The 26,983-nt window shown below is 50.6% G+C and carries 21 protein-coding genes; 14 read left to right on the top strand and 7 right to left on the bottom strand.

What is annotated here, in order from left to right:
• Position 1: 1 nt before the first annotated feature.
• The gene (locus tag NZM05_10580; GenBank protein ID MCS7014058.1) at positions 2 to 556 is read right to left on the bottom strand and encodes a peroxiredoxin family protein; all 555 of its coding nucleotides are present in this window, start codon (positions 554 to 556) and stop codon (positions 2 to 4) included.
• 130 nt (positions 557 to 686) lie between these two features.
• Here NZM05_10580 and NZM05_10585 point away from each other — a divergent pair, with 130 nt between their 5' ends.
• The 6 genes from NZM05_10585 (at position 687) to NZM05_10610 (ending at position 8,788) form a co-directional block, all read left to right on the top strand.
• Entirely contained in the window at positions 687 to 857 is a 171-nt protein-coding gene (locus NZM05_10585; GenBank protein ID MCS7014059.1) for a DUF2256 domain-containing protein, read from the top strand.
• Between the two features lie 60 nt (positions 858 to 917).
• Positions 918 to 1,208, top strand: coding sequence for a hypothetical protein (locus NZM05_10590; GenBank protein ID MCS7014060.1), 291 nt, complete (start codon positions 918 to 920; stop codon positions 1,206 to 1,208).
• Between the two features lie 85 nt (positions 1,209 to 1,293).
• Positions 1,294 to 3,438, top strand: coding sequence for a hypothetical protein (locus NZM05_10595; GenBank protein ID MCS7014061.1), 2,145 nt, complete (start codon positions 1,294 to 1,296; stop codon positions 3,436 to 3,438).
• 48 nt (positions 3,439 to 3,486) lie between these two features.
• A complete protein-coding gene (locus NZM05_10600) occupies positions 3,487 to 4,440 on the top strand; it encodes an alcohol dehydrogenase catalytic domain-containing protein (protein MCS7014062.1) in 954 nt (317 codons plus the stop codon).
• 88 nt (positions 4,441 to 4,528) lie between these two features.
• Positions 4,529 to 5,692: a type IX secretion system outer membrane channel protein PorV gene (gene porV, locus NZM05_10605; GenBank protein ID MCS7014063.1), complete on the top strand. Its 1,164-nt coding sequence runs from the start codon at positions 4,529 to 4,531 to the stop codon at positions 5,690 to 5,692.
• Between the two features lie 81 nt (positions 5,693 to 5,773).
• The gene (locus NZM05_10610; protein ID MCS7014064.1) at positions 5,774 to 8,788 is read left to right on the top strand and encodes a T9SS type A sorting domain-containing protein; all 3,015 of its coding nucleotides are present in this window, start codon (positions 5,774 to 5,776) and stop codon (positions 8,786 to 8,788) included.
• Between the two features lie 64 nt (positions 8,789 to 8,852).
• Here the strand turns inward: NZM05_10610 and NZM05_10615 are convergent, their stop codons facing one another.
• Together NZM05_10615 and NZM05_10620 are read right to left on the bottom strand one after the other, a co-directional pair.
• A complete protein-coding gene (locus NZM05_10615; GenBank protein ID MCS7014065.1) occupies positions 8,853 to 10,427 on the bottom strand; it encodes a DUF1501 domain-containing protein in 1,575 nt (524 codons plus the stop codon).
• 149 nt (positions 10,428 to 10,576) lie between these two features.
• Positions 10,577 to 12,256: a DUF1800 domain-containing protein gene (locus NZM05_10620; protein ID MCS7014066.1), complete on the bottom strand. Its 1,680-nt coding sequence runs from the start codon at positions 12,254 to 12,256 to the stop codon at positions 10,577 to 10,579.
• 160 nt (positions 12,257 to 12,416) lie between these two features.
• Here NZM05_10620 and NZM05_10625 point away from each other — a divergent pair, with 160 nt between their 5' ends.
• The 3 genes from NZM05_10625 (at position 12,417) to NZM05_10635 (ending at position 15,190) form a co-directional block, all read left to right on the top strand.
• Positions 12,417 to 13,940: an alanine:cation symporter family protein gene (locus NZM05_10625; GenBank protein MCS7014067.1), complete on the top strand. Its 1,524-nt coding sequence runs from the start codon at positions 12,417 to 12,419 to the stop codon at positions 13,938 to 13,940.
• 61 nt (positions 13,941 to 14,001) lie between these two features.
• A complete protein-coding gene (locus NZM05_10630; protein ID MCS7014068.1) occupies positions 14,002 to 14,607 on the top strand; it encodes a DUF374 domain-containing protein in 606 nt (201 codons plus the stop codon).
• 67 nt (positions 14,608 to 14,674) lie between these two features.
• Positions 14,675 to 15,190 (top strand): hypothetical protein, encoded by a 516-nt coding sequence (locus tag NZM05_10635; GenBank protein MCS7014069.1) that lies wholly within the window; start codon positions 14,675 to 14,677, stop codon positions 15,188 to 15,190.
• A 3-nt stretch (positions 15,191 to 15,193) separates the two neighbouring features.
• Here NZM05_10635 and NZM05_10640 read toward each other — a convergent pair whose 3' ends face one another.
• Positions 15,194 to 16,387 carry a hypothetical protein gene (locus NZM05_10640; GenBank protein MCS7014070.1) on the bottom strand — a complete coding sequence of 398 codons (1,194 nt, stop codon included), beginning with the start codon at positions 16,385 to 16,387 and terminating at the stop codon, positions 15,194 to 15,196.
• Positions 16,388 to 16,592: 205 nt separating this feature from the next.
• Here NZM05_10640 and NZM05_10645 point away from each other — a divergent pair, with 205 nt between their 5' ends.
• Together NZM05_10645 and NZM05_10650 are read left to right on the top strand one after the other, a co-directional pair.
• A complete protein-coding gene (locus tag NZM05_10645; protein MCS7014071.1) occupies positions 16,593 to 17,588 on the top strand; it encodes an acetyl-CoA carboxylase carboxyltransferase subunit alpha in 996 nt (331 codons plus the stop codon).
• A complete protein-coding gene (locus NZM05_10650) occupies positions 17,589 to 18,044 on the top strand; it encodes an acyl-CoA thioesterase (protein ID MCS7014072.1) in 456 nt (151 codons plus the stop codon).
• On the opposite strand, the gene NZM05_10655 is transcribed toward NZM05_10650, so the two are convergent.
• Both NZM05_10655 and NZM05_10660 read right to left on the bottom strand, forming a co-directional pair.
• Complete coding sequence (locus NZM05_10655; protein ID MCS7014073.1) at positions 18,031 to 18,615, bottom strand: DUF2911 domain-containing protein; 585 nt, start codon at positions 18,613 to 18,615, stop codon at positions 18,031 to 18,033. The genes NZM05_10650 and NZM05_10655 overlap by 14 nt on opposite strands.
• 144 nt (positions 18,616 to 18,759) lie before the next feature.
• Positions 18,760 to 19,335 (bottom strand): YIP1 family protein, encoded by a 576-nt coding sequence (locus NZM05_10660; protein ID MCS7014074.1) that lies wholly within the window; start codon positions 19,333 to 19,335, stop codon positions 18,760 to 18,762.
• 446 nt (positions 19,336 to 19,781) lie between these two features.
• Here NZM05_10660 and NZM05_10665 point away from each other — a divergent pair, with 446 nt between their 5' ends.
• The 3 genes from NZM05_10665 to NZM05_10675 all read left to right on the top strand — a co-directional run bounded on the left by NZM05_10665 (position 19,782) and on the right by NZM05_10675 (position 25,444).
• The gene (locus tag NZM05_10665; protein ID MCS7014075.1) at positions 19,782 to 22,535 is read left to right on the top strand and encodes a PAS domain S-box protein; all 2,754 of its coding nucleotides are present in this window, start codon (positions 19,782 to 19,784) and stop codon (positions 22,533 to 22,535) included.
• A gap of 50 nt (positions 22,536 to 22,585) precedes the next feature.
• Positions 22,586 to 24,001 (top strand): FAD-dependent oxidoreductase, encoded by a 1,416-nt coding sequence (locus NZM05_10670; protein MCS7014076.1) that lies wholly within the window; start codon positions 22,586 to 22,588, stop codon positions 23,999 to 24,001.
• A gap of 159 nt (positions 24,002 to 24,160) precedes the next feature.
• Entirely contained in the window at positions 24,161 to 25,444 is a 1,284-nt protein-coding gene (locus NZM05_10675; protein MCS7014077.1) for an insulinase family protein, read from the top strand.
• 115 nt (positions 25,445 to 25,559) lie between these two features.
• Here NZM05_10675 and NZM05_10680 read toward each other — a convergent pair.
• The coding region (locus NZM05_10680) for a zinc-binding dehydrogenase (protein ID MCS7014078.1) at positions 25,560 to 26,983 on the bottom strand (1,424 nt) is incomplete at its 5' end.

Consider the following 26,983-nt stretch of genomic DNA (forward strand, 5'->3'; position numbering starts at 1 on the left):
GCTATCTCAGTTGAGAAATCATCGCCAGCATATCGTTGTTGTCGGGCAGCCTGAAAAATGGGCTAGGCAGCTCTAAGCCGCTGATAAACTTAAATCGGATAGCCCCATGCTTATCAAGCAAAAACTCTGCAGGCATTGGTGCTCCTAAGGCTGCACCGATGCCATATTGCTGAAAGACTTTCCACTCTGCATCACTAAGCACAGGGAAGGTGAAACCTTGCTCTTGCACGATGATTTTGGTCATCTCTACGCGCGTGGTGTTGACCATCACAACTTCTGCACCCAGCGCTTGAAATTTTGGATAGTCCTCTCGGAGTGCAAGTAGGTGTGGGTAACAGATTGGGCAGAAAATTTTATCGGTGAAAATGCGTGTAAAGACCAGTAGCAACGGCTTGCCACGAAATTCAGACAAACGCCTCAGCTTGCCTTCGCTATCTGGCAACTCAAAGTCAGGCGCAAGGTCGCCAATCTGAAATAAATCCACGCTGGCTTTGGGGGCAAAGTTTGCAATAAACTTCTCGTGAATTGGCATGATGGAATCAAACAGACTGGGCATAGCAAATGACTGATTAAATTGATGTAATTTTCAAACTCGGTGTGTGCACTGCACGAAGCGACAGAGAACCCAACTACGCTGCACTGCAGTCCGCACTACGCTGGATACTGTTAAGTTACATCACAAAGCAATGAAAATCGAAAAAGTGCGTTATACCAAATCCAATTTGCCTGAAAAGCTGTGTGAACATTGCCGTCGCCCGATGGCGTGGCGCAAGTCTTGGGCAAAGAATTGGGAGCAGGTCAAATACTGCTCAGAGCGCTGCCGCAAAGAAGCGAAACGAGAACGCCAATCTGCTTGAACAGCAAATCTCTAAACAGGCACATTAATGGAACATCCATTTGCCAAGCAACCAACCGCAATGGAGCTTGAGAACTTGATTTATGAAGTTGCGGTCAATCGAGTTTTGATTCTTGTCCTGCTGCAAGAGCTTGAAAAGCACTCTCCGGGCATTACAGAAGCGGTGCAAGACATTTTAAGTCAAGAGCCGCAGCGTGTCTATGGACTTGTGTCGCAGTTTGTCGAGGAGCCTTCGCCATATTATGCGCCGCTTCTTAGTGCGCGGCAAGACTATCACAATGCCAGCAAAGCTGCCGAAGCCCTGAAAGCCTTGCTAAACACGCCAAGACCGCCAAGTGAAGAAAGTAAGTAACGCCGTTAGGCTCTTTCCGAAGCGAACTTCTAAGCAAGCCCCGAGCTGAGCTTGAGTACAATCGTTCTTCAATCATTAGAACGCAATGGGACTTTCGTTTAGCGTTGCAAACTTTTGGCTCTTTGTGCTTGCTTTGTGTGCAGCAGTTGGCTTAGCCATTTTTACCTACTACGCCACTCGACTTTCACCTGCACTCAAAGCAGGTCTCATTGTGCTGCGCAGCCTAAGCGTTTTTCTTACCTTTTCGCTTTTCCTTGAGCCTGCTTGCACACGCACTACTCGCTACACTGAGCTACCCACCTTAGCGGTGGTGATTGATAACTCGGAAAGTCTTACAATTCAAGATGGCTCAGGGCGACGTGATAGCCTTGTGCGCGCTACACTCACACGTTATCGCTCTGCGCTTGACGAGCTGGGGCATATCAAATTCTATCAGTTTGGGTCAGCCTTCAAGCCTACTGTGCTTGACTCCGTGACCTTTTCCGACAAGTACACCAATTTTTCGGACGCTATTGAGTCACTTTTGCGGCTCAGGACGCCTGAAAAACTCAATGCTGCGGTGATAGTGTCCGATGGGCAAGTTACAGCAGGTGAGACCCCCAGTTACGCCGCAGAGCGCTCACCGATTCCGATATACACGGTGCTGGTGGGCGACACACTCATCAAGCGCGACATTGCCTTGCGGCGCATTGTGGCGCCAGACGTTGCGGTCGTTGGGGCAAAGACACCTATTTCTGCCGTTATCACACAGGAGGGCTTTCGTGGTGCCACTCTTACGGCAACGCTACGCAGCGATAAAACGGTGTTGGAACGCAAGACAATTACGCTTACTTCGCCTGAGCAAACTGTGGCATTTGAACTTGTGCCTAAGGAAGCCGGCGAAACTCGATTTCAACTTTCGCTCTCTACGCTAGCAGGTGAATTTTCCACGCGCAACAACGCGCAAAGTTTTTTCATCAAGGTTCAAAAGCAGAAGAAGAAAGTCTTAGTGGTGTCAGGTTTGCCTGACCCTGAAATTTCAGCGGTGCGCAATGCACTTGCCACCAGCTCTTCCATTGAAGCGGTCTTTTTTACCCAGCGTGGCGCAAGCGATTTTATTGAAGGCGCGCTTAACTTGGATAAACACAAAGATGCAGATGTGGCTATCCTTATCGGGTTTCCTAATGCGGTGGTCAGTGAAGGTATTGCTGCGCAGATCAAAAAATTTTTGGAGACTACCAATTTGCCCGTATTCTCAATCATGACCTTTCAAAGCTCAGCTGTGCGTCTTAAGGCGTTTGAGCCTTTTCTGGCAGTTAGAATCGGTCGGACTTCAGGAGAGGTGCTTGACAACCTTGCATCAATTAAAGCGACTTTGCAAGCAGCGCAGCTTTCAATTTTTCGCCCGATTGCCGCCTCGCTCGACCAAAGCCTTCGACAAGCGCCGCCTGTAAGTTACCTTGACTTTAACTTCCAGCCCAAACCAAGCAGCACCACACTTTGGACACTTGGCATTCAGAACCAGACGACGGACAAAGTTCTTTTTGCCATCGCTAAAAGTGCGGAGCGCAAAGCTGCCACGCTGACCGCAATTCAATTTTGGAAACTTTGGCTCTCGCCTGATGAAGAGGTGCGAGAGCTATATCGACAAACAATCTTAGGCACGCTCGAGTGGCTAACGGCGCAAGAAGACCTTCGGCGATTTCGGGTTGAGCCAGCAGCAAAAATTTTTGATGAATCTGAGCGCGTGCTGTTCTCTGCCACCTTACAAGATGAAGCCTTGCAGCCTATTTCTTCAGCCGCTATCACGCTTAAAGTGCAACACAAAGAAACAGGCAATGCTTATTCCACTGTGTTTGAACCAAGTTCGGAAGCTGGACTTTACCATGCCGCCTTTGAGCGATTGCCGGCTGGCGACTACAGCTTTTCCGCTGAGGCGCGTGAAGGTGAACGCTTGCTGGGCACGGCAGCAGGACGCTTCTTAGTTAGCCAGACTAGCCTCGAATTTCGCCAGCTACATGCTGATGCTAACACGCTACGCAGCATTGCTGCGCAGAGCGGTGGCAAATTTTATCATCTGACCGAGTTCGAAGCGTTTCTTCAAGACCTTCGGCGTGATGCCGCCTTTCAACCTACCTTGCAGCAAACTCAGCAAAGTGCTGAGTTTGCCAATCTTGCCCCAACCTTGGTCATCATTCTCTTCTTGCTTGCTGCTGAGTGGCTGATTCGAAAGCTCTATGCAATGCCCTAAGCACCAGAGCGGAAAGATTTAATTTTTGCAAGACGATTATTCGCAAAAATGCCTAAGCGACCAAAAGCAATTATCTACCCAAAGCCTAATCGCATCAATCTGGTGGAGCTGGACATGCGTCCGCTGGGTGAAAATGATGTGAGGGTGCGCACGATTGCCACCTCTATTACGCCTGGCGTAGAGCGCTTTTTGCTTACGGGGAAGTCTATTACGCGGCGTGAGCTTCGATTCCCAGTGGTCTCTGGCAGTGAGCTACTGGGCGAAGTCGTAGAAGTCGGCGCAAATGTGGCTGATGTGGAAGTTGGCGACTATGTGTTTGTGTCCCGCGCCGATGGTTGGCTGGAAGCTATGCCTCTCTTTGGCTGCCAAGCTGAAGAGGTCATTGCCTCAGAGTCTTGTGTGATTCCAATTCGGCGCACCCTCGAAGAAAAAGATATTCTTATCGGACTGGTCGGCTATGCCATTTCAGCGGTCAAAAAAATTAACCTCGAGGAGATTGAGCGCATTTTGATTCTTGGTTTAGGCTCGGTTGGACTGATGATTGCTGAGTATCTGACCTACAAAGGCTTTACGGCTATTGATGCTTGCGAGAAGTATCAATCGCGGGGAATGTTAGCCGCAGCCAAGGATATTGCTTTCGATATTGAGGACTTTACGTCTGACTACTTCGACCGCTACGATGTTATTGTGGAAACCACAGGGCGACTGCTTATGCTGGAGCAAGCTACCAAGCTCCTGAAACCGCATGGCAAATTTTTGCTGGTCGGTAACTATGAAGTTATGAAGCTCGACTACCGCCTTATTCAAGACAAAGAGCCTATCCTGATTAGCTCTATTCAGACCACCGATGATGACCTGTTTGAAGCCAAGTATCTTTTGTCCGAAGATGCTCTGGATGTTGAGAAGTTTCTAACGCACCGCTTTCCAGTAGCCGACTATGAGCGTGCCTTTGATGTCGCGCTTAACCGTGCTGACGCAATCAAGACCATTCTGACTTGGTAGCGGTAAGAGGGGTCAATTGAGGTCTTGGTTTTCTAAAAGTGTGAGCCGTATATTCGTGCCTCATTTTGGAAACCAATCTGAATGCTGAATGAACACGAGCCGAACTTTTTCGCCATTGCTGCGCGCCACTTGGGCAATGCTCTTTTGCATTGCGACAAACGCCTTTGCACAAAGCAGCACACCAACTACGGTTGTTACGACGGCTGTGCCATTTCTTCTCATCAGCCCTGACTCGCGTGCCGCTGGAATGGGCGATGCAAACGTCGCTATCGCCGACAATGCCAGCGCTGTCTTCTGGAACCCTGCTGGCTTGGGATTTCAGAAGGGTCTTGATGTAAATCTTACTTACTCAAATTGGCTCCCTGCTTTCAACGCCGACCTTTTCTACAATTTCCTTACAGGCAAATACTATGTGCCGGGCTGGGGCACATTTGGGCTAAGCGTGATTTACCTCAACTTAGGCGAGAGCCGTATCACTAATGCACAGGGTGAAGATCTGGGTGCATTTCGCAGTTATGAGTTCGCCATTGGACTCCACTATGGCGTCAAAGTTACGCCTGACCTTTCATTAGGCACTTCAATTCGCTACATCAATAGCTCGCTTTCACCAGCTAATGTGCAGGTTGGTAATGAACGCAGTGCTGGACAAGGCAACAGTGTCTCGTTTGATGTGGCTGCCCTTTGGCGACCGCAACTGGGCGGCTGGCTGTCAGACCGCCTAAGCTTTGGCCTGAATATCTCAAATATCGGCCCAGCTATGACATATGTTGATGCGGCGCAAGCCGACCCCTTGCCGACTAACTTTCGCGCTGGTCTTGCCTTTCGATTGCTCAACGATGACTACAATAAGATGACCATCGCCGCTGACTTTAGCCGATTGCTTGTGCGTCGCACCGTCGAGTTTGTTCAGCGTGGCGATACCACTGTGCCCGTTGTGAAGACCGATAATGTCTTTCAAGCGCTTATCACCTCTTGGGGAGCAGAAGCCCTGCTGCGCACTTTTACCACAGGTGTTGGCGTTGAATACTGGTATGGGAAGCCTTCTCTACTGGCTTTGCGCGCAGGCTACTTTCACGAAGACCAACGAGCTGGCGGTCGCCAGTTCCTTACCTTCGGAGCAGGTCTACGCTACTCTTCGTTTGGGGTCGACTTCAGTTATCTGCAAGCCATTGAGCAGAATCATCCCCTTGCTGGCACTGTGCGCCTATCGCTGGTACTTAACTTTCCAACATTAGGCGTATCGCGGCAATAGCTCACTAAAAGAGGGCTTGTCGATGCAAGCCCTTTTTCATTTCAAGCGCCTGAATCTGATTTTTCGCTTCACAATTGCATTATGCATCGCTCACTGCTCTATGCCGCCCTTGCGTGGGGTGTTTTTGCAAGCAGCAACCTACCTGTACTCCTTTCACAAACAGTGCCGAAGCGTCTTTCAATGTCGCACCCTATTGCGGCTGAAGGCTGCCTTACCAGCCAGCGACCACTACAAAATCTCGGTATCGGGCAATTTCGCATCTTGGCGGTGATGGTTGAGTTTCAAGCCGACAATGACCCACGCACCACTGGGACGGGACAGTTTGGTGGCTTACCATATCTGGTTGCGGCTGGCGATACGGTCATAGACCCTTTGCCACACGACCGCGCTTACTTTCAGCGTAAGCTGGAATTTCTCAAACACTACTTTGAGACCTGCAGCGACGGGAAAACACGCATTGCCTACACCGTGCCTAATCGCATCTATCGTGTCTCAAAAGTGATGTCGGAGTATTCACCCCGACGCGGTGAAGACACCCGTCGCTTAGCAGAGCTGGTGCGTGAAGTTTGGACGCTGGTCGATGCTCAAAGTCCTGAACTGGATTTTTCACAGTTTGATTGCTTCATCATTTTTCACGCTGGGGTAGGGCGCGACATTGACCTTGTAGCACTGGGCGGCGCTGACCCAACTCCCTTTGACCTTCCTTCGCTGACTTTCAATCTTTCGTCTTTTCGGCGTCTCTATGGCGCTGACTTCAGTGGTTTTCCAGTGCGTGGCGGGGTGCGCATCACCAACACTTCCGTGCTGCCCGCTACCGAAACGCGTGAAATTGATGCAATCGGCGGCAAAGTTCTGTTAGAACTTTCTACCAACGGCTTGCTCTGTGCCAGCTTTGCAAGTTTCTTAGGCGTGCCTGACCTGTTCAACACCAGTAATGGGCGTAGTGGGATTGGTCGCTTTGGTTTATTAGACGGTGAAGGTTTCTTTAACTACAATGGCGCTTTGCCCCCTGAACCATCTGCGTGGGAACGCCTCATTTTAGGCTGGGCTAAGCCAATTGAAGTGACAGGTTCTGGCATCGTGCTCCGCTTGCTTGCACAAGGCTTGCATCAAAATTCAGACTCAGTGATTTACCGCATCCCTATTACCTCGCGCGAGTACTTTTTGCTTGAAAACCGCAACCGTGATGCGAAAGGGCAAGGCGTAACGCTCACCATAGTGCGGCGTGGTCAGACTTTTACGCAACGCTTCAGGCAAGATGAAGCTGGCTTTAGCTTCGGCAACATCAGTCGCCTTGATGGGCAAATCATTGCTTGCAGCAATTACGATTGGACGCTGCCAGGTGCCAGTGTTGGCAATCGCCGATTTGATGGTGGAGTGCTTGTTTGGCGCATTAGTGAAGACCTCATTGCTGCTCGCCGCGACTCCAATCGCATCAATGCTTTAGAACCTCGTGCCGTGCTGCTTCTGGAAGCTGACGGCTCACAAGACATTGGGCAAAATTACAGCCTTCAAGATGCTGGTAACGGCACGCAGTCTGGTGTTGTGTTTGACGCTTTCTTTCAAGGTAATCCTGCACCGTTCTATCGCAATCGCATTGATGACAACACATTTCCGAACACGCGCACAGCACGTGGTGTGCCCACTCGCATCACCTTTCGAGATTTTTCACCGCCTGCGCCTGTTATGAGTGCAATACTGGTGCGCGACTCGCCTGAATTTGCAAGGCTGTTTGGCTTCCCTACGCAGCTATCGGGCACATTCGATAGGCGCACATCGCCCAATGTGTTCGATACAGTGGTTATTGTGCAAAATGCTCAGGGTGAACTTTTTGACAAAGGTGTGCGCCTTAGCCATCTAACCAGCAGTGTGCGTGTAGCCGTTAGTCGCACCGTTATTCTCACTGCATCAGGTGATACGCTTATGGCTACTTTGCGCTTTCAGGTGCCACAGACCTTTAGTCGACGGTTCGGCGCCCAGATTACAACCATTAGCTTAGATGGCGGCGCACAAGCTGGCGCAAGCTATCGCCTTGGAACAGCAGATGGCAGAGTGTTCATCGGCACGGTTACGCTGACTGGTATTACAGTTGCGGAGTCGCTCCTCGTCTCAACTCGTCCTATCGTTGCGGTCACGCAAACGGTTCAGGTTGCGGAAGACCAAGCACGGTTTGGCACGACACGCTGGAATTTTAACGGTTCTACGGCTACTGCAGCGGCCGTTACAGGCTTCACGCGTGGATTTCTTGGTGCAGTGGTGACTCGAGAAAAGGAGCTTTTACTCTTGCAAGAGGGTGGTCGGCTTGTGCGTGTTGCCGTGCCTTGTCAGAACCCCATCCAATCTTCGCCCGCATTTGCCGACTTGGAGCATCGTGGTGAAATTGCCACGCTCCTGACTGCGGACGATAAAATTTTTGCCTTCAACCCAAGCGGCAATTTGATTAACCATTTTCCGATTTCGCTACAATCCACCAAGCCGATTGTCTCCAGCCCTGTCATCGGTGATGTGGATGGTGATACTTTTGAAGATATTGTCGTGCACACCCAAGATGGGCGACTGGCAGCTTACGACCGATTTGGAAAAAATCTCTTCACCCTCCCGATTGCTGAGGAGACGCAAACCACTCCAACATTGGTGGCATCCAGCACTAGCCCGAAACTTCAACTTTTCAGCATTGACCGCGCTGGCTTTTTTCAAGGCTTTGAGCTCCTGAATTCCACGCAAAACTTGGCATGGCAATCGCTTTACGGCGATGCACAGAATCGCAATCTTCTGCAAGTGCAGCGCACACAAAATTGGCAGCGTGCTACAGTTAGCGAATTCTTCCCTGCCAGCAGCGTCTACAACTACCCCAATCCCGCACGTGACGAGACACGCTTTCGCTTCTACTTGCGTGATGATGCGGCAGTTACGATTACTGTATTTTCCCTTACAGGCGCAAAAGTTTGGGAGACGACCGTGCAAGGCAAGGGCGGCACGGACAATGAAGTCGTCTGGAATCTTGCTACGGTGCAGAGCGGCATTTACTATGGTGTCATTACGCCAGAGCACCGTGAAGCGGAAAGCGTGCGCCTAAAAATTGCGGTCGTTAAGTAATGCCGAGTGCCCCTCTCTTTTCTGCATGCCACGCTTCTTAGCAAAGGGGCTGCCCCAGCTTGGCTCACTTCAGTAGCGTCATTTTCTTTGTTTCAGCAAATGTCGGTGTTTGCAGACGATAAAGATAGGTGCCGCTCGCCAGTCCTGATGCATTGAAGTGCACTTGGTAGACGCCCGCTGCTTGCCTTGCTTGCACCAGTGTTGCTACCTCTCGCCCCAGCATATCAAATACTTTTAGGCTCACCTCGCTCGCCACGGGCAATTGATAGCGAATGGTCGTTGTTGGGTTGAAGGGATTCGGGTAGTTTTGTGAGAGCTCGAACCGACTGGGTTTGCCAGTTTCAGCTTCGCTGACGGACGACACGCTTGTAATCGGCAGTTGGGCAAATTCGCGCTGCAAGATAGCCCTCAGGCTACTTTGGCTTACTCCAAACCACTGTCCCAGCACAGAAGCATAGACCTGACGGAAATCAAACTGCATTGCTAATTGATTATTCACCAAATTTGTCAGGTTAGGATTTGTACCAATGATACCACCGCGCACCGCCTCGCCCACAAGAAAGAGCGGCGCAGCTGTGCCATGGTCTGTGCCGACGCTGCCATTTGAGCGCACCGTGCGCCCAAATTCTGAAAATGTCATTGTAAGCACTCGATGGGCCACGCCTAGCTGGCGCAAGTCATCTTGAAAAGCCGCTAGGGCTTGCGAAAGCCATCCCAGCAAATTGGCGTGCGTGCCCGTGCTGGTATCTGTAGTGACCACCTGTGCTGCATGCGTATCAAACCCGCCTAATGAGACGTGATAGACCCTTGTGCGTAAGCCCCCTGCAATGAGGCGCGCCACAATGCGTAGCTGGTCAGCAAGGCGATTGCTATTTGGTGCTGGATAAGTGGCGCGGTTCTGCGCACGGTCTGCTGCTGCCTTGATTTGATTTGCATACTGAATGGACTGCACCGCCACACGCCGAATGTAGCGCAGCTCGTCGCCTGCAGCAGTATCTGGCACATCGCTCTGCTCATCTGCACTGTTACCGCTTACCAAACGGTAGAATGTTTCAGGGTCTTGAATGGGTATGCCCAAGGATTGACCAGAGCCACGCAGCATCAGCGAAGGCGTTGCGCCAATTTGAATGGCAGGCGGGTCAGGCATCGTGGCATTTGGATACCCGTCTGGGAAGTTTGGATACAGCGATTCCAGAAACCGCCCTGCCCACCCCGAATCCAAAAATTGGTTCGAGTCAGATGCGGTCATCCAAATATCGGTTGCGCGAAAATGCGACAGATTCGGACTTGGGTAGGAGACACCTTGCACAATCGCCACCTTGCCTTCATCATAGAGCGTCTTCAAGGCGGTCATCGCTGGATGCAGTCCCGTTGCAGGGGTCAGGCGTAAGACACGGTTTTCCGCAATTGCGATATTGCTCCGCAACTGCTGATATGTGCCATATTGGTCAAGTGGAATCACGGTATTCAGCCCATCATTGCCGCCAGAGAGCTGCACAATCACTAGCACGCGGTCGTTAGGCAGTGTGCTTAGAACATCCAGCAGAGAGGGCTGGGCTACTGCTGAAATCGGCAAGCCGTTCAATGCAAGGGGCACACCGAGAAGCGACGCAGTTTTAAGAAACTTCCGTCTGTTCATTGTGTTCTTCTGTTGAGGTTTTTCTAGTTGCTCACTCAGGGTTTCTTTTGCGTTTCAGCGTGCAGCACTAATAAGGGCAAGCTCCATCGCTTGCCTCTGCTTGCAACTTCGTCGGCACAGCGCTGCGCTCCCAAACTGTCTTCTCCCTTTTAGGCTAGTTGATATTCTGCCATTCTGAACAGATAGCGAAGCAAGTTTTGCACGCGCATATCGACCGCACGCCGTCGATTGGCATCACTTTGGTTACGCATAAAGTCGTTCCATTGCTCTGTCCATTCGTAGTATGGCACGCCGGGCATTAGGACATTTTCGACCAAGTAGTTGATTTGCGACATGCTCAGTTCCACTGCAAAAATCTGACGCGATAAGTCGCGCACCATTTGGTAAGGGTCAGCTGGATTCGGTAGGCTCTGCACCAGCGCAATTCGGTTTAGATTGCTTGAACTAACCAGTGTGTCGGCGTAGCTATTGCGCGTGGGCAAAGTTGCCGAGCTTATCCAAAGCTGGTGATACGATGGTTCTTGATAGTAGGCTTCCCAGCCTGCCACTGTCGGGTGTTGCATTAGATTCATTTGCAGCGACGCAAACCAGCTAATGTAGCGCTGCATCGCAGGAATCAGCTGCGTTTGATTGGTTGGATTGGTCGGAAACAGATAGCGGTGCAACCCTACGATAAAGTCAGCTGGGCTTTTGATATATGCGCCTCGATTTTGCACATCAAAAAAGTGCTGACTGGCAAAGAGCGCACGTAGCACGGGGCGCATTTCATAGTTGTTCTGACGCAGAATTTGCGCCAGTGGTTCAATGACATTGCGCTCTACATTTTGGTCGATTACATAGTAGACAAACCACCGATACAGTTTGCGCACGATAAAGCGCGCCGTTTCAGCCTGCCGGAAAATCATATCCAGCAAATCATTCAGTTCGTCTAAGCCTGCACTCGGTGAATTGCGCCCACGAATGACTGTATTCTGAAAGGCTGCTGAAAATTGCTTATCGCCTGTATCATGGCGTTGGATATCGAAGACCACGCTAATTGGCACAGTTGTCGAGCGGTAGCCCACATCGCGCCAGCCTGTCAGCACACGCGATGCTGCGGCTACGTCTTGCTCTGTGTAGTGGGTATAATTCCCCTGTGCCAGTTCAGGACCTTTGCCAATCGTGAACAGCTCAAAGAGTTCACGTGCGTAGTTCTGGTTTGGTCTGCCAACGACATTCACATTTCCATTCAGATACCGCAGCATTGCTGGGTCAAGCGTAACCTCGCGCGTAAGTGTCTTAAAATTGCCTAGTGCAAAGCGTCTGAACAGCGCATTTTGTCGATAGAGGTAACGTGCGTCGCCATTTGCCGCCCTATCTGAGACAAAATGATTGTGCCAAAAGAGCGTCATTTTCTCAATAAGTGAAATTGGCTGATTTACCATCAAGCCAATCCACCATGCGCGTAGGTAGGTGTAGTAGCGACTATCGGCGGTTTGGTCGCTATTGAAGAGTTTATCGTGCCATGTCTCACCTGTGGTAATGTCAATTGGTGGTTCAGGGTCTGGGCGCGCTTGCAAAAGCTGGTCTAAGGTGGCACTTAGTCCCTGTTCAACTGCTTGACGAATCTGGGCTTGCGTAGCACCAAACATTGCTCGGCGCAAAAGATGGGCAGCGGTCTGCTCATTCCACACGCCTGTGTATGGTGCAATGCCGCTGGCTGGTCTCGGTCTTGCCGCCACTTCCGTGCTCTCATCTGTGGCTGATGATGCTGGTACAGTTGCCGTTGTTGCCTTAGGCTGAGTTAGAGAAGCAGGGACAAGCGACTGAAAAAACTGGCGACGGTTCATTGCTTTCGCTTTTTTGGCGTCGAAAAATTGTTTCTCTGTTTTTTTCCCTCCTCTGTTGCTGCTGGTAGCTCTGACACCTACTAAGCCGAGAAGGTTTAATCTTTTCTAAGTTACGAAAATCAAATAAGTTTGCGTAGAGTGCAATTAAGCCAATTCACCGATGCTTAAAACACCTTTTCTCACAGGCTTTTTTCTCACTCTTGCGTTAGGGTTCAGTTCCTCTTCATATGCCAATGCTTCTCGCAGCATTGACGCACGCATCAATGATGCTGTTGCACCCTTTACCGATGCGATTTCCAGCGTGATTTTCTATGCTGTGCCTATCGGTGAAGTCAATTTGCCTCTTATCATCGTTTGGCTGATTGGCGGCGCTTGTATCTTCACGGTGTATATGGGCTTTATCAACGTGCGGGGTTTTCGACACGCTATTGAACTGGTCCGTGGCGACTACAGCGACCCTCATCATCAAGGTGAAGTTTCGCACTTTCAAGCCCTTGCTGCAGCACTATCGGGCACTGTGGGGCTAGGTAACATTGCAGGCGTCGCAATTGCCGTATCTGTCGGTGGTCCAGGCGCTACGTTTTGGATGATACTGGCGGGTATTTTAGGCATGTCCTCGAAATTCGTCGAGTGCACGTTGGGTGTCAAATATCGCACACTCCACAGCGATGGTAGCGTTTCAGGTGGCCCGATGTATTACCTTAGCAAAGCTTTTGCTGCTCGCCAACACCCTCTGCTAGGCAAGTTCTTAGCTGGCTTTTTTGCCGTGATGTGTATCGGTGGCTCACTGGGCGCAGGAAATATGTTTCAGGTTAATCAAGCCTTCAAGCAGTTCGTGGTGGTAACGGGTGAGTCGCAAAGTATCTTGCAGGGGTTTGGCTGGCTTTTTGGCATCTTTACAGCGGTGCTGGTTGCACTGGTGATTATCGGCGGCATTAAATCCATTGTGCGCGTAACGGACAAAATCGTACCGATTATGTGCGGTATTTACATTTTAGCCACACTGGCTGTTTTAGTGGCACGTATTAGCGATGTTCCAAACGCATTGTGGCAAATCGTATCGGGCGCCTTTGCCCCTGAATCTGTTGCAGGCGGCGCATTAGGTGCAATGATTCAAGGCGTGCGACGTGCCGCATTCTCTAACGAGGCGGGCATCGGCTCTGCCGCAATTGCTCACTCTGCTGTCAAAACCAATGAGCCAATTACCGAAGGCATCGTAGCACTCTTAGAGCCATTTATTGACACCGTGGTGGTGTGCACTTGCACGGCACTGGTTATTGTGGTTACAGGATATACATCAAACACTGCCGTAAATGGCGTGGCGCTTACCTCTGCCGCCTTTGCCAGCGTGATTGCGTGGTTTCCCTACCTGCTTGCCGTTATCGTCTTTCTCTTCGCTTTCTCGACTATGCTCTCATGGAGTTACTACGGCTTAAAGGCTTGGACATACCTTTTTGGTGAAACTCCTGCAATGAGCTTATCCTACAAACTGCTTTTTTGTCTTTTTGTCGTCATTGGCGCCACAATGAGCTTAGACAAAGTAACAGACTTTTCCGATGCAATGATTTTTGCGATGAGCTTTCCGAACTTGATTGGACTATACTTCTTAATGCCCGAAGTAAAGCGTGACTTAACTTTATACCTTACGCGCCTGCGTCGCGGTGAAATTCGGCGTTATAGATAAGCCAGCCTGCGACCCTTGCACAAGGCAGCGGCTCTGAGTTTGCATGCATTAGGCACACACTATGCGACATTTTTTGCATCGGTTTCTTTTGCCGCTTCTAATGCGGGTGCTCTATGCGACGCTTCGCAAGTCTTTTGTTTTGCCTGTAGAGTTGCCACACGGCAAGGTTCTTGTTGCATTCTGGCACGGCAAGATGCTAACGGGTTGGCTGGCGGCGCGTAGTGTGCTCCGCACGCTGAATGCAGGTCCTATCTATGCTGTCGTAAGTCTTTCCAAAGATGGTGAAATTCTGGCGCAGGCATTAGCCACGCTAGGCTTTCACTTGATTCGTGGCTCCAGCTCTCGCGGCAAAGAGCAAGTGAGAGCTGCTATTCAGTCAGCGCTGCGTGAAGGGGCAGCCGTTGTCATCACGCCTGATGGTCCGCGCGGCCCAAGTCGTCGTTTCAAATACGGCTCGCTTCGCCTTGCCGCTATGCACCAAGCCCCTCTGCTTTTCCTTGCTATCACCCATCGTAGCAAGTGGACGCTGCGAAGCTGGGACGCCTTTGAGATTCCTAAGCCGTTTTCCAAAGTTGAGCTTACGGCGCACTGCATTGAGGTGCCAGCCTTCGAGACCGAAGACGCTCTTCAGCACTTTGCACATCAGCTTTCTACGCAGTTTGCCTAAGGGGCAGCAAGACGAAGGGAATCTCCTGCTTTGCTTTTTTGTTCGGTAGCGCAAAAGCGTCCTGAGTATGCCGCAATCTGACGACATTCGCGCCGATAATACCGTTGCCCTTCAAGCTGCACCGAAGGGCTTTGTGCATCACGTCAATGAATACACCTTTGTGGTGGAGCGCCCCATTGAGAAGGTGTGGAATTGGCTGAACAGCCCCGAGACTTTTACCGACAGCCAAATTTTTCCTTGGCGGGTTGAGTTTGTCTCACCTGACCCCAACATTCCTGCAGGCTTTTACGAAGGCGTGCTTACGGTTCATCACGGACCGATGATGATGTTTTCAGGTGTGCTTACAGAAATTCGCGACAAATCGTATCGCGACCTGCAGTATTTCTACGGTAGCTATGTCGGCAGCTTGCGATGGATTCGTCCTACTCGTTTGCAGTTCTGGGTTCGGGAAGTTGAAGGCGGCACTGAAGTGAAGGCACGGCTGGATTCGTTTGTGCGTCCATCGCTCTACAAGTTTTGGACTTGGGCGCAAAATTTAGTGTGGCGGCAGTTTCCGGGCGACATTCTTCGGGCAACCAAGTAAATTCTACGCCGCTTGCAGGGCGCGGCAGAACGCCTCCGCACGTGCTTGCACAGCCGCAAGGTGCTTATCGAGCGTACTGCTTCCTAATTCTTCTCTCAGAAATGACCAATTCTGCTCGCTGATTTTCTGCTCCATATCGCTCAGCTTCTCCGAAAGCCGCTTTGCAATGTAGAAGTGCTCTACTGCTCGCTCTGCATCGTGAAGTGCCAGAGCCGCTAGGCCCACCTGTGCGGCTGCAGCTGCTACACCTGACATATTTTTGTGTTCAGCTTGCTTTTGCATTAACTCTTGAAAACCTGTCAGTGCTGCGGCGTAGTCGCCTTTGGCGGCTAAGGCACTATTGAGTTGGTAGCGCGCTGCATATTCGGCGGCTGTGTTTCCTGCTTTTTGCAGTCGTGTGGCAATCACGGTCAGCTGCTCAATGGCGACCTCATACTGAGCGAGCTTGGCTGAGCCTGTTGCCAGCTGATGACGAAGAAACAATGCTACTTCCTCACTTAGCGACTCGGCTAGTGGAATCGCAGCTTGCAAGAGCTGCAGCGCGGTCTCTGTCTTATCGGCTTTCATTAAGGCAGGCGAGTAGGCAGCTGCAAGCTGCACCGCTTCTTTGTGCAACTTTGCTGCAATCAGGTGATGCTGATGCTTCAGCAATTGACTATCGGTGGGGTTTTGCAGATTTGAGTAGAAAATCGCAAATGCTGTGTTCGCATTAATGCGGTCTTCTTCTGACAGCCGTTTTAGCACCTCTGCACGCACCGCTGCATTCAGCCTAAACTTCGGTGCTCGATGATGGGTGTCGACCTCAATGAAGTGCAATGGCAGCAGCATATAGAGCAATTCCTCTGCGCTGGGGAACGATGCAGGGAAAGCCAACTGACGCCAGACGGTTTCCAGCTCTTTTTCAGACAGCGGCTCAGTGGCTTGCGACAGCACCACGCAAAGTGCATAGAGCGGCGTGAATTCTTCCTTCGTTAGCGCTGCCAGTGCCTGCTCCAGCAAACGCTGCGAAAGTGTCCCTGTATCCGAGATGCTTTGGCACTCTGCCGATAGCTCAACTTCGCTGCAGGAGTTTGTCAAGAGCAGTGTTTTCAGCGCGCCAAGTATCAGTTTCGAACCACGAGCCAGTTCCAGCAGTCTTGCTTCATCATCTTCAGCAAAAGGCAGAGAAAACTTATGTAGGGCTGCTGCAGTTGGCATACTTCTGACGGCGTGTTCAGATTGTAAGGAAAATACACCGCTTCGGTGTGCAATGCAAATGCTGCCTTACTCGACGCATACCTCAGAGTGGCTTTGCCCATCCTTTGCTCTCTTGCTCAGATTTGGCAATGCTAATTCGAAAGGAATTTTTTCGTATCATTAGCGCCCCATCAGTGAGGCAAGTAGGAATCTAAATAGAGAAACAATGAGCAAAGTTGTTCTTGATTTTGAAAAGCCGATTGTGGAGCTAGAAAATAAGCTCAATGAAATGCGTCAATTTGCGCTGCAAAATGGCAACGGCAAAGATGCAGCCAGCGAAGAGTTGGCACGCGATATTGAGCAGCTTGAAGCGAAGGTGCAGGATTTGCGGGTTTCTATCTACCGAAATCTGACGCGTTGGCAGCGTGTGCAACTGGCTCGACACCCTGAGCGCCCCTACACACTTGACTATATCTCTATGATGACGCAAGATTTTATTGAACTCTCAGGCGACCGCGCTTTTGGAGACGACAAAGCCATTGTTGGCGGATTTGCCAGACTGACTGACGAAAATGGCTTTTCTCAGAGTATTGTCATTTTAGGCCATCAAAAAGGACGCGATACCAAATCGAACCTATACCGCAACTTTGGCATGGCGAACCCTGAAGGCTACCGTAAAGCCCTGCGCCTGATGCGTCTTGCTGAAAAATTCCGCAAACCTGTTATCACGCTCATTGATACGCCGGGTGCGTTCCCCGGCATTGAAGCAGAGGAGCGTGGTCAAGCGGAAGCGATTGCTCGGAATCTCTTTGAGATGGCGCGCTTAAAGACGCCTATCATTGCCGTCATTATTGGGGAGGGCGCCTCAGGCGGTGCAATTGGTATCGGGGTTGGCGACCGTGTTCTGATGCTGGAAAATGCGTGGTATTCCGTGATTTCGCCAGAAAGCTGCTCTTCAATCCTGTGGCGTAGTTGGAACTTCAAAGAGCAAGCAGCCGAAGCCTTGAAACCAACTGCTAACGACCTTTTGGAGCTGGGGATCATTGACCGCGTGGTGCCTGAGCCAATCGGTGGGGCACACCGAGACCCCGAACAGACCGCACGCACACTCAAGGCGATTTTAATTGAGGAACTTAAACCGCTGCTGCACAAATCACCTGAAGAATTGGTCGAAGAACGCATTGAAAAATATGCCCGAATGGGCGTGTGGAGAGAAGACTAAATGCGACAGCCGAGCTACCCTTTCATCTATACCCAGCGTGTTATCTATGCCCATACCGACCAGATGCAGGTTGTCTACTACGCCCGATATTTTGAGTTCATTGAAGCTGCCCGCAATGAACTGCTGCGGCATTGCGGTTTTCCTTACAAGGAGTTAGAAGCGCTTGGTTTGCGCCTGCCTGTCGTTTCTGCACACCTTGATTACTTTTCGCCCGCTCGCTACGACGATGAGCTTTTAATTGAAACCTGTGTGGACAAGCTGGAAAATGTGCGTATCACGCTGGGCTATCAAGGCTATGAGAAGTTCTCACAGCGTAAGCTCTTCTCAGGCTACACAGTACATGCCTTTGTTAGTGTGCAAGGCAAACTTATCCGTCCCCCCAAGGCGCTTCTTGAAGCCCTGCAGCCCTATCTTCGCGCACAGCCTGCGCAGTCCGAAGCACTCAGCCTACCTTGATCGGGATTACCACTTTGGTTCTATCCCACACCAGCATCATTTCCGTGCTATTACCTTCTGGCTTTTTGAAAAAGATGGTAAACGCTTCAAACTCGCCTTCAGTCTCGCCAGTGGGCACATCGAAGCGCATCACTTCTTTTTTCTCATCCATTCGGAAGTGTCCCCATAGCCCAAGTTCACTGTTGATTAAGATGGTGAATCGATCTTTGTTGGGAATCGCAAACATCGAATATGTGCCTGCCTTGAGCGGTTTGCCCGCAATGAGAATGTCTTTGGTTAGCGTGATTTCAGTTGCTTCATTTGCACCCAGTCGCCAAACTTCGCCGTAAGGCACAAGCGCGTTTTCTTCTTTGGTGCCAAAAATCAGTCGCCCTCGCTTAAACGGACGCGAATACACTACCTTGATGTAGGCATCGCCGATATTTACTTTGGCTACCGCCATTGGGCTTTGGCGTGGCACTAGGGAGCGCAGGTAGGCGCTATCTGGCTTTTGTGCATAGCACCGCTCTGCAACCAGTAGCAGCGCCAAAAAGAGCAATCCCCAAGAATGCTTCACACAAGCGCGCTTCATATCACTTTGGTTTGATGGTTTTATGTGATGAAGTTGCGAACAGTTAAGTGTTTTTCCACTTTCTTAGTGCGATTTCATGTTTTGCGACTTCGTCTCCCAGTCAGGGCGATTGTGCTTTCAACATCTGTGTAGAGGTGCAGATTTTTAGCGATTGAAGAATCGCTCCACACCGCCGCTTAGCAGACGAATAATGCCAAAGATAACAAAGAGTAGAATGGCTAGCACCGTCGAGAAATTGCCTCGCTGTGCAGCAGGCGTGCCCAAAACAGGTGCCAGCCCTGTGCTGTAAAGGTAAATCGCGTAGATGAGACCTGCGAGCTTGACGGCAAAGCTGAAAAATGCGCCCAGCGGGAAAAGAGCCGATAACATTGCCGCTAACCAAATCGGGGTAGAGCCGTAGACAGCTAACTTAGCAGCGTCGTTGCGCTCACTGCTTGACTGGAAGCGTGGCGCCCAGCTCTGAATCAGCGCAGTGGTGATTGCAAGCAGTAGAGAGAGCAGCGCAACATTCACCAGTGCAATCCAAACCAGTTTTGTCTTGATACCATTGAGCACACCCGCTACAATCACTTCAAGCAACACGGCGGTTACAATCAGTGGCATTGCATAGTCACGAATTAAATCTTGAGGGTCGTAGATGGGTTCATCGGCAATGCGCTTCCACTCCGACTGTGGCGATGCTAAGAGTTGGTAGATTCTTTGAAGAAGACGCGCTAACATAGCGTGTTTCAGAAAATCCTCGTAAAGTTCTAACTTCAACGCTGTTTCGCTTTCTGAGCGAGCTCTAAATTTACTGGAATTATTAATTGCTAAAGCTTGCAGTTTGCTGGCGTTGTCCAGAAAGTCGTCCTGATGCAGAGCACTTTCAGTCCACTTGGGCTTTCTGCATTGCAGCGGCAGCAGTGTTGGGGGTCAGTTGTCGGGTTTAGCAACTACCCTGAACGGGGGTAAGGAATGACTTTCCGACAACTTCACAACGCCAGCTTGCTCTTGATGCGGCTGGTCTCGGACATGACACAGGTGGGAGTATGCTTGGCGTAGTCTTTTTTTAACTTTTCCTTACTTCTATGGGGTCAGCCTCAAAACGCAGAAAGCGCGCAGCCGCCACTCCTAGTGCTCAGTCTCGCACCAAGGCGCAGGGAGCGACGAAAGCTCGCTCTGCATCTTTGCACACTCGCTCTTCACGCTCAACCGCACGCCGTCGCACGGCTCTGCCTCCTGTTGTCGACAGGACCTTCTACGAGGGGCTATTTGAACACAATCCCACGCCAATGTGGGTCTATGATGAAAAGACCCTGCGGTTCATAGCTGTCAATAAAGCTGCTTGCCAACGCTATGGCTACTCCAAGAAGGAATTTTTGACCATGACGATTGCCGAGATTCGTCCACCCGAGACGGTTGCCGCCATGCTGCAAAAGGCAAAAGAAATTCGTCGCCAAAAAAAGGCTTACACTGGTCTGTGGCAACATCGCACCAAAAGTGGCGAAGTCTTTACAGCTGAAATTCACTCACACCGTGTTCGCTTTCATGGTCAGCCCGGGCGGCTGGTGATTGCGTTTGATGTCAGCCAGCGTCTGAAGCTCGAGCATGATATTTTGCAGCGTGAGCGGCAACTCAATCTGTTCTTTCAGCAAGCGCTTGATGGGTTCTACTTTATGATGCTTGACAACCCGATTGAGTGGCACAATGCTCCTGACAAAGAAGCCGCACTGGACTACATTCTGCACCATGAGAGAATGGTTGAAGCCAATGATGCCATGCTTGCGCAGTATGGCTTGTCTCGAGAAGAGTTTATCGGTCGCACCCCCGCTGACTTTTATGCCCACAACTTAGATTATGCACGCCGCATCTGGCGTGAAAACCTTGACGGCGAGGCATACCTAATGGTTACGGACGAGCGCCGCGCCGATGGTACTCAAATCTGGATTGAAGGGCACTACATTCCTCTCTTCAATGAAGAGGGCAAATTCATCGGCCACTTCGGCATTCAGCGCGACATCACCGAGCGAAAGAAAGCTGAGGAAGCCTTGCGTCAAAGTGAAGAACGCTATCGGATTGCCGCAGAAAATACAGGTCAGCTTATCTATGACCTTGACATTTCATCTGGCAAAATCAACTGGGTCGGCGCTATTGAGCAAGTCTCGGGTTTTACACCTGAAGAATTCGCCCAGATTGACCTCCGAACTTGGGAAGAGATGATTCACCCTGAAGACCGTGCGGCGGCAACTTATGCGCTCCATGAAGCAATGAAGGCAGGCAAGCCATATAACGAAATCTACCGCTTTCGGCATAAAGACGGTCATTACATCTATGTAGAAGATAATGGGGATTTCCTGCTTGACGCGCAAGGCAAGGCATACCGCATGATTGGCACGATGAAAGACATCACTGAGCGCAAGAAAATCGAAGAAATGCTCAGAGAACAAGCTACGCTGCTCGATAAAGTGCACGACGCTGTTATCATTCGTGATTTGAACGACCGTGTGCAATACTGGAATCGCTCGGCTGAGCGCATCTACGGTTACTCCGCAGAGGAAGTGATAGGGAAGCCCTTGATAGAGACTTTCTGGCAAAAATCTCATCTCAACGCCCAGTATATCATTGACACAGTTTTACGCGAGGGCTATTGGAGCGGTGAGCTACGCGTGTCTCATAAGAGCGGTCGAGAAGTGATTGTGGACAGCCGCTGGACGCTGATGCACGATGCGCATGGTAACCCCAAGTCTATCATTACCACCGATACAGACATCACCGAGAAAAAGCGGCTGGAAGTGCAATTTCTGCGCGCGCAGCGTCTCGATAGTCTTGGGCGTCTTTCAGGCAGCATTGCCCACGACCTTAACAACATTTTCTCTCCAATGATGCTGTCTTTAGAACTGCTTGCCGCTCGCACAACCGATGAGAAAAGCCGACATTGGCTGGCTACAGTCTCGCAAAGTGTGGAGCGTGGCGCCGACCTTGTTCGGCAAATTTTGCTCTTCTCGCGCGGCTCAGATAGCCTTTTGCGCCCAGTTAAAGTTACCGATGTGCTGCAAGAGTTGGTAACCTTCCTTAAAGATACTTTTCCGAAGAACATTGACATTTTGGTCTATACTGCCGACGACTTACCGCTGATTCAAGCCGATGCCACACAGATTTATCAAGTGCTCCTGAACCTTGCTGTCAATGCACGTGACGCTATGCCGAATGGCGGCGAACTTACATTCCGCCTTGAGTCTGCTTTTCTTAGCGCCACCGATACAACCATTCACATTGATGCGAAAATCGGTCGCTACGTCGTGATTACAGTCAGCGATACGGGGGTTGGTATGTCGCCAGAGGTTTTAGACAAAATCTTTGAACCTTTCTTTACCACAAAAGAGGTCGGGAAAGGCACTGGTCTTGGTCTTTCGACTGTGTTCTCCATTGTTAAGCATCATGGCGGGTTTCTCAGCGTCTACAGCGAGGTTGGGAAAGGCACTTCATTCAAAATCTATCTGCCTGCTTGGTCTGAGGCAGGTGAGAAGTCCAGCGTCGGCACTGCTCCTCCTGAAGCTGCAAACGGCAATGGTGAAAAAATTCTCATCATTGACGACGAAGAAATGGTGCGAGAGACCACTAAACTGGCACTGGAGAAAAAGGGCTACCGTGTGCTGACCGCTGCTGGGGGCGCAGACGCTCTTGCGCTTTTTAAGCAGCAGAAAGGAATTGTGGTCGCCATCGTAGATATGACGATGCCCGGTATGGATGGCACAGAACTGGTGCATGAGCTGCGCAAACTGAGTCCTAACCTTAAAATCATTGCAGCCAGCGGCCTCATTGATAGCGAGCGACTTGCTTCTCTCAAACGCGACAATGTCGCCACCTTTTTGCACAAACCCTTCGAGCTTTCAAAGCTGTGCCAGATTGTTGCCGAGGTGTTGTCGCTAAGAACGTCGTAACCTGAAATGCCGTTTTCCCCAACACGAAAAACCTAAATAACAAGCTCTCTATGACGGAAGAACTGACTATTTCGCCACGGGTCAGCACAGGTGGAAACCGCGTCCTGATTCTTGGGGGTGGCCTAGCGGGTCTAGCGGCAGCAAAGCGGCTGGTTGACAACGGCTTTCAGGTGGAAGTGCTCGAGAAGCGCCCCATTTTAGGCGGCAAAGTATCGTCGTGGAAAGACGCAGAGGGAGATTGGATTGAAACAGGATTACACTGCTTCTTTGGAGCTTACAAAGAAATCTACGAGCTAATGAAAGAGCTGGGCACCTATCAGCACATTCTTTGGAAAAAGCATGAGCTAACCTACACGCTTTCCAAAGGTGAGCGTTTTGTCTTTCGCACATGGAAACTGCCCAGCCCCTTTCATCTCATTCCTGCCATCACCAGCAATCACTACTTTACGCTGGGCGAGATGGTTACTTTCACCAAAATGCTTATACCGATTCTCTTTGGGGGCGAAAAATATTACGCCGAGCAGGATAAGCTCACTTATGAACAGTGGCATCAGAAGCAGGGCGTCAGCAAACGCCTGTTGAAAAAAATGTTCGTGCCAATGTCTCTGGCGCTAAAGTTTTTGCCACCTGAGGAGATTTCTGCTAAAATCGTCATTGACGTCGCTGGGGAGTTCTTGCGTGTGCCGAAGGCCTCAATGATGGGCTTTCTTAAGGGTTCGCCTGAAGAGTATTTGATTGCACCGCTTGCAAATTACATTCGTAGCAAAGGCGGTAAGATTTACACCGAAGCCAAAGCGGTTTCACTCCTTTACGACGGGAATGAAATTACAGGGGTGCAAATGGCTGACGGCGAAGTTCGCACCGCTGACTACTACCTAACTGCTTTGCCTGTGCATAACCTCAAGAAAGTTCTGCCTGAATCTCTGAAAGCCAAATACACATTCTTCCGCAACATTGATGAGTTTCAAGGTGTGCCTGTCGTTACGGTGCAAATCTGGTATGACAAGCAAATCAGCTACATGGACAACATTATGTTCTCGCCCGATGGCGTGATTCCCTTCTACGCCGATATGGCGAATACGACGCCTGAATATGCCGTTTTGCGTGGGATGACTCATCAAGGCAAGTCGCGCTTTGAGTTTGGCGTTGCACCCGCTAAGCACTTCATTCACCTCTCTGATGAAGAAATCATTGCCAAAGTCGACGCCAGCGTGCGGGATATTTTCCCCGACACCTCAAAAGGCGCAAAAATTTTGAAGCACACGATTGTGCGGATTCCACAATCGGTTTATGCTGCCGTGCCCGGTATTGATGCCAAGCGACCCACACAGAAAACCCCCGTTAGAAATCTCTTCCTTGCAGGCGGATACACCCGCAATCGCTTCTATGACTCCATGGAAGGTGCAGTGGAAACTGGCAACAAAGCTGCACGCGAAATTATGGTTGCTCACGGCATCCCAGTTTAGCTCTCTCCATAAAGGTATCGGCGCAATGAGTGTGCCGATACCTTCATTTCTCTGCAGGCTGCGATTTTTCACTGCCTATACTTCTTTGCCCCACCCTATCTTGCTTTCTGAATTTTTTGACTGCTCTTGCGTGTTTTGCAAGAAAAATAGGCGCAAACGATGTTTCCAATTGCCTTTTCTGAATTTACCCTGCCGAATGGCTTACACTGCATTGTGCATGAAAACCATACCGTGCCAATTGTTGCTATCGATCTTTGGTATCACGTCGGCTCAAAGAATGAGCGTCCTGACCGCACTGGCTTTGCGCATCTTTTTGAGCACCTTATGTTTCAAGGCTCACGCAACGTGGGTAAAACGGAGCACTTCGCTTACATTCAGCGCGCAGGTGGCACCCTGAATGCCTCTACCAATGAAGACCGCACCAACTACTTCGAAACGCTGCCCTCCAACCAGCTTGAGCTGGCACTTTGGCTCGAATCCGACCGAATGCTGAGTCTTTCGATTACCGCAGAAAATTTTGAAAACCAGCGACAGGTGGTCAAAGAGGAGCGCCGAATGCGCTACGATAATGCACCATACGGCACAGTTTATGAGCACTTGCATCGCCGTGCATACTTCCAGCATCCCTATCGCTGGATAACCATTGGCTCAATGGAGCATTTAGATGCCGCTAGCTTGGAAGATGTGCAAGAGTTCTTCCGCACCTACTATGTGCCGAACAATGCTGTATTGGTGCTTTCAGGCGATGTTACCCCAGAGCAAGCTCAAAAAGCCGTTGAACGATATTTTGGCGATATTCCGCGCGGCAGTGACATTCCACGTCCTTCCGATTATGACTTGCCTCTCACGACTGAGGTGCGCGACACGATTTACGATAATGTGCAACTGGCTGGTTTGTTCATAGCTTACCGCATCTGTGATGTTCGTAACCCTGACGCTGATGTCTTAGGGGTGATTAGCCGCATTCTCTCTGATGGACGCAGCTCACGGCTATACAAGAATCTGGTGCATACAGCGCAACTGGCGCAATCCATTAGCACATATGCTGCGCCTGGCGAACATCCAGGACTGTTTTACATCACTGCGATTGCCACACAAACCAGCCACTTAGCGCAGCTGGAGCGTGAGATTGATGCAGAACTTGCTCGGTTGATTCGTGGAGACATCTCTGAGCATGAATTGCAGAAAGCCAAAAATAGCTACGAGATGAGCCTACTGCGAAGTCTTTCAACGGCAATTGGTGTCGCTGATAATCTTGCATTTTTCCACACCTTTTTTGGCAATGCTGCAGAGATTAACCGTGAAATGATGCGTGCTGAGAAGGTTTCTTTGGAAGATGTGCAGCGTGTCGCCCAACGATACTTTGCCAATGCGGGTAGAGTTGTCCTGCACTGGCTTCCCAAAAACAACGCTCGGCTCACCGTGTCGCTTGCTGCGTCTTAAAGAAGGTGGCACTTGCTTCGTAAGTGCACCTTTATGCAGACAGTATGACCGTAAGCTGCTTGTAATGCCTTTTTATGAACAATGACTTGTTTGCCCCTTTCAATTCAGTTTTGCCTTATTTCTTCAAACTCCACGCATTGAAGAGTTCTTCTTTCGTCTTCAAGCCTTTTTGCGGCAAGCAGTGATTGCCGACATAGTTGCCCGCCTTGTGCTTATTTTCCCACATATCTTGATGCGCCTGCGGAATTTCGTCAAAACTCACCACATATGGCTCGGAGATTTCAATGATGCCCGCATCAACCATATCGTTCATTACGGAGACTTCGTAAGCATTGCACAGGTGCGTGCCGAAAATGTTCGCAGAGGGCATATAAATCCGTCGCTGACGCATCCACACCTGTGGCGCATAGAAGGTGTATCGCTTGCCGTTCATCTCTTCGCAGTAGAGCACCTTGCCTGTGAAAGGCTTGACCACCGCCGTTGAAACAGCCAGCGCATCATGCCCTGCGCGTTCAAACACGATGTCAGGATTGCCGCGCGGATTGTCGGGCGAGCGCAGCGCCTTGCCCACCTCCGTGCCAAAGGGCTTGAAGGTCTTGTCGTTAAATTCTTGCACGGCGGCTTTGAACTTTGCAGTTTCTTTGCGCGCATCAGGCAACGGCTTCATTGGCGCTTGCCACTCGAAGTCGTCTTGATAGCGTCGTTTCATCGCTTCCAGAGAAATCACGCCTTTGATGGCATCGCCGAAGCCCAGCGATTCAATGAACTCTTTTTGCGCGTCGGTGTAGCAAGCGACGACAATGCGTGCCCGCCTTTCGCGCAAGGTCTCAATAATCTCCAAGCCCACTTCATCTACGATGCCTGATTTATCGACGCTCGTGCCATAGTAGCAAAGCGCAGATTCATTGGCGCGAAAGCGAATTTTCGTCAGCATTTCTTCTGGCGTAGATGTGCCTTTCTTGCCAAGAAAGGTAAAGTAATAGCCACTTGATGCGCCGTAGAAGGTGAGCGTGCCGCCCTGCGCCAGCGCTTGGAAGGTGCGCGGAAAGGATTGCTCACCCGCATGCGAGACAGCGTAATCCACCAGTTTCCCGCCATTGAGCGCTTTAACTTTTTTCAAAAACGCTTCACCCGCTTTCGCCCATTGCTTGATGTCACTTGGCTTTTCAGGAATTGGCGTGAAGATTCCCGCAAGCGATTTCTCTTTGCGGTTGATGAACTTTGCGCCTTGCGCTTCAATTTGCTTGCCGCGCTCTTCGCTCGAGACAAGACCAATCACATTCAAGCCCGATTTGACGGCGATTTTCACAGCTTCGTTGCCCGTGCCAGTTGCTGCGCCTTCAATGAAGATGGATTTGCCGCTCTCGATTTGCAGCGTCGTAAAAAGCGCGCGATACACCGTGCCGACATTGAGCACATAGCTGCCTGCGGCTTCGAGCGTCAGGTCTTGCGGTTTCTTGTGGCATTGCGGCGCTTGCGCGACCATAAATTGCTGGTGCGAGCCATCGCCTGTCTCGTAGCCTTGAATGCGGAAATCGC

This window comes from Chloroherpetonaceae bacterium, assembly GCA_025056565.1.
In the GTDB taxonomy this organism is placed as follows: Bacteria; Bacteroidota; Chlorobiia; order Chlorobiales; family Thermochlorobacteraceae; genus Thermochlorobacter.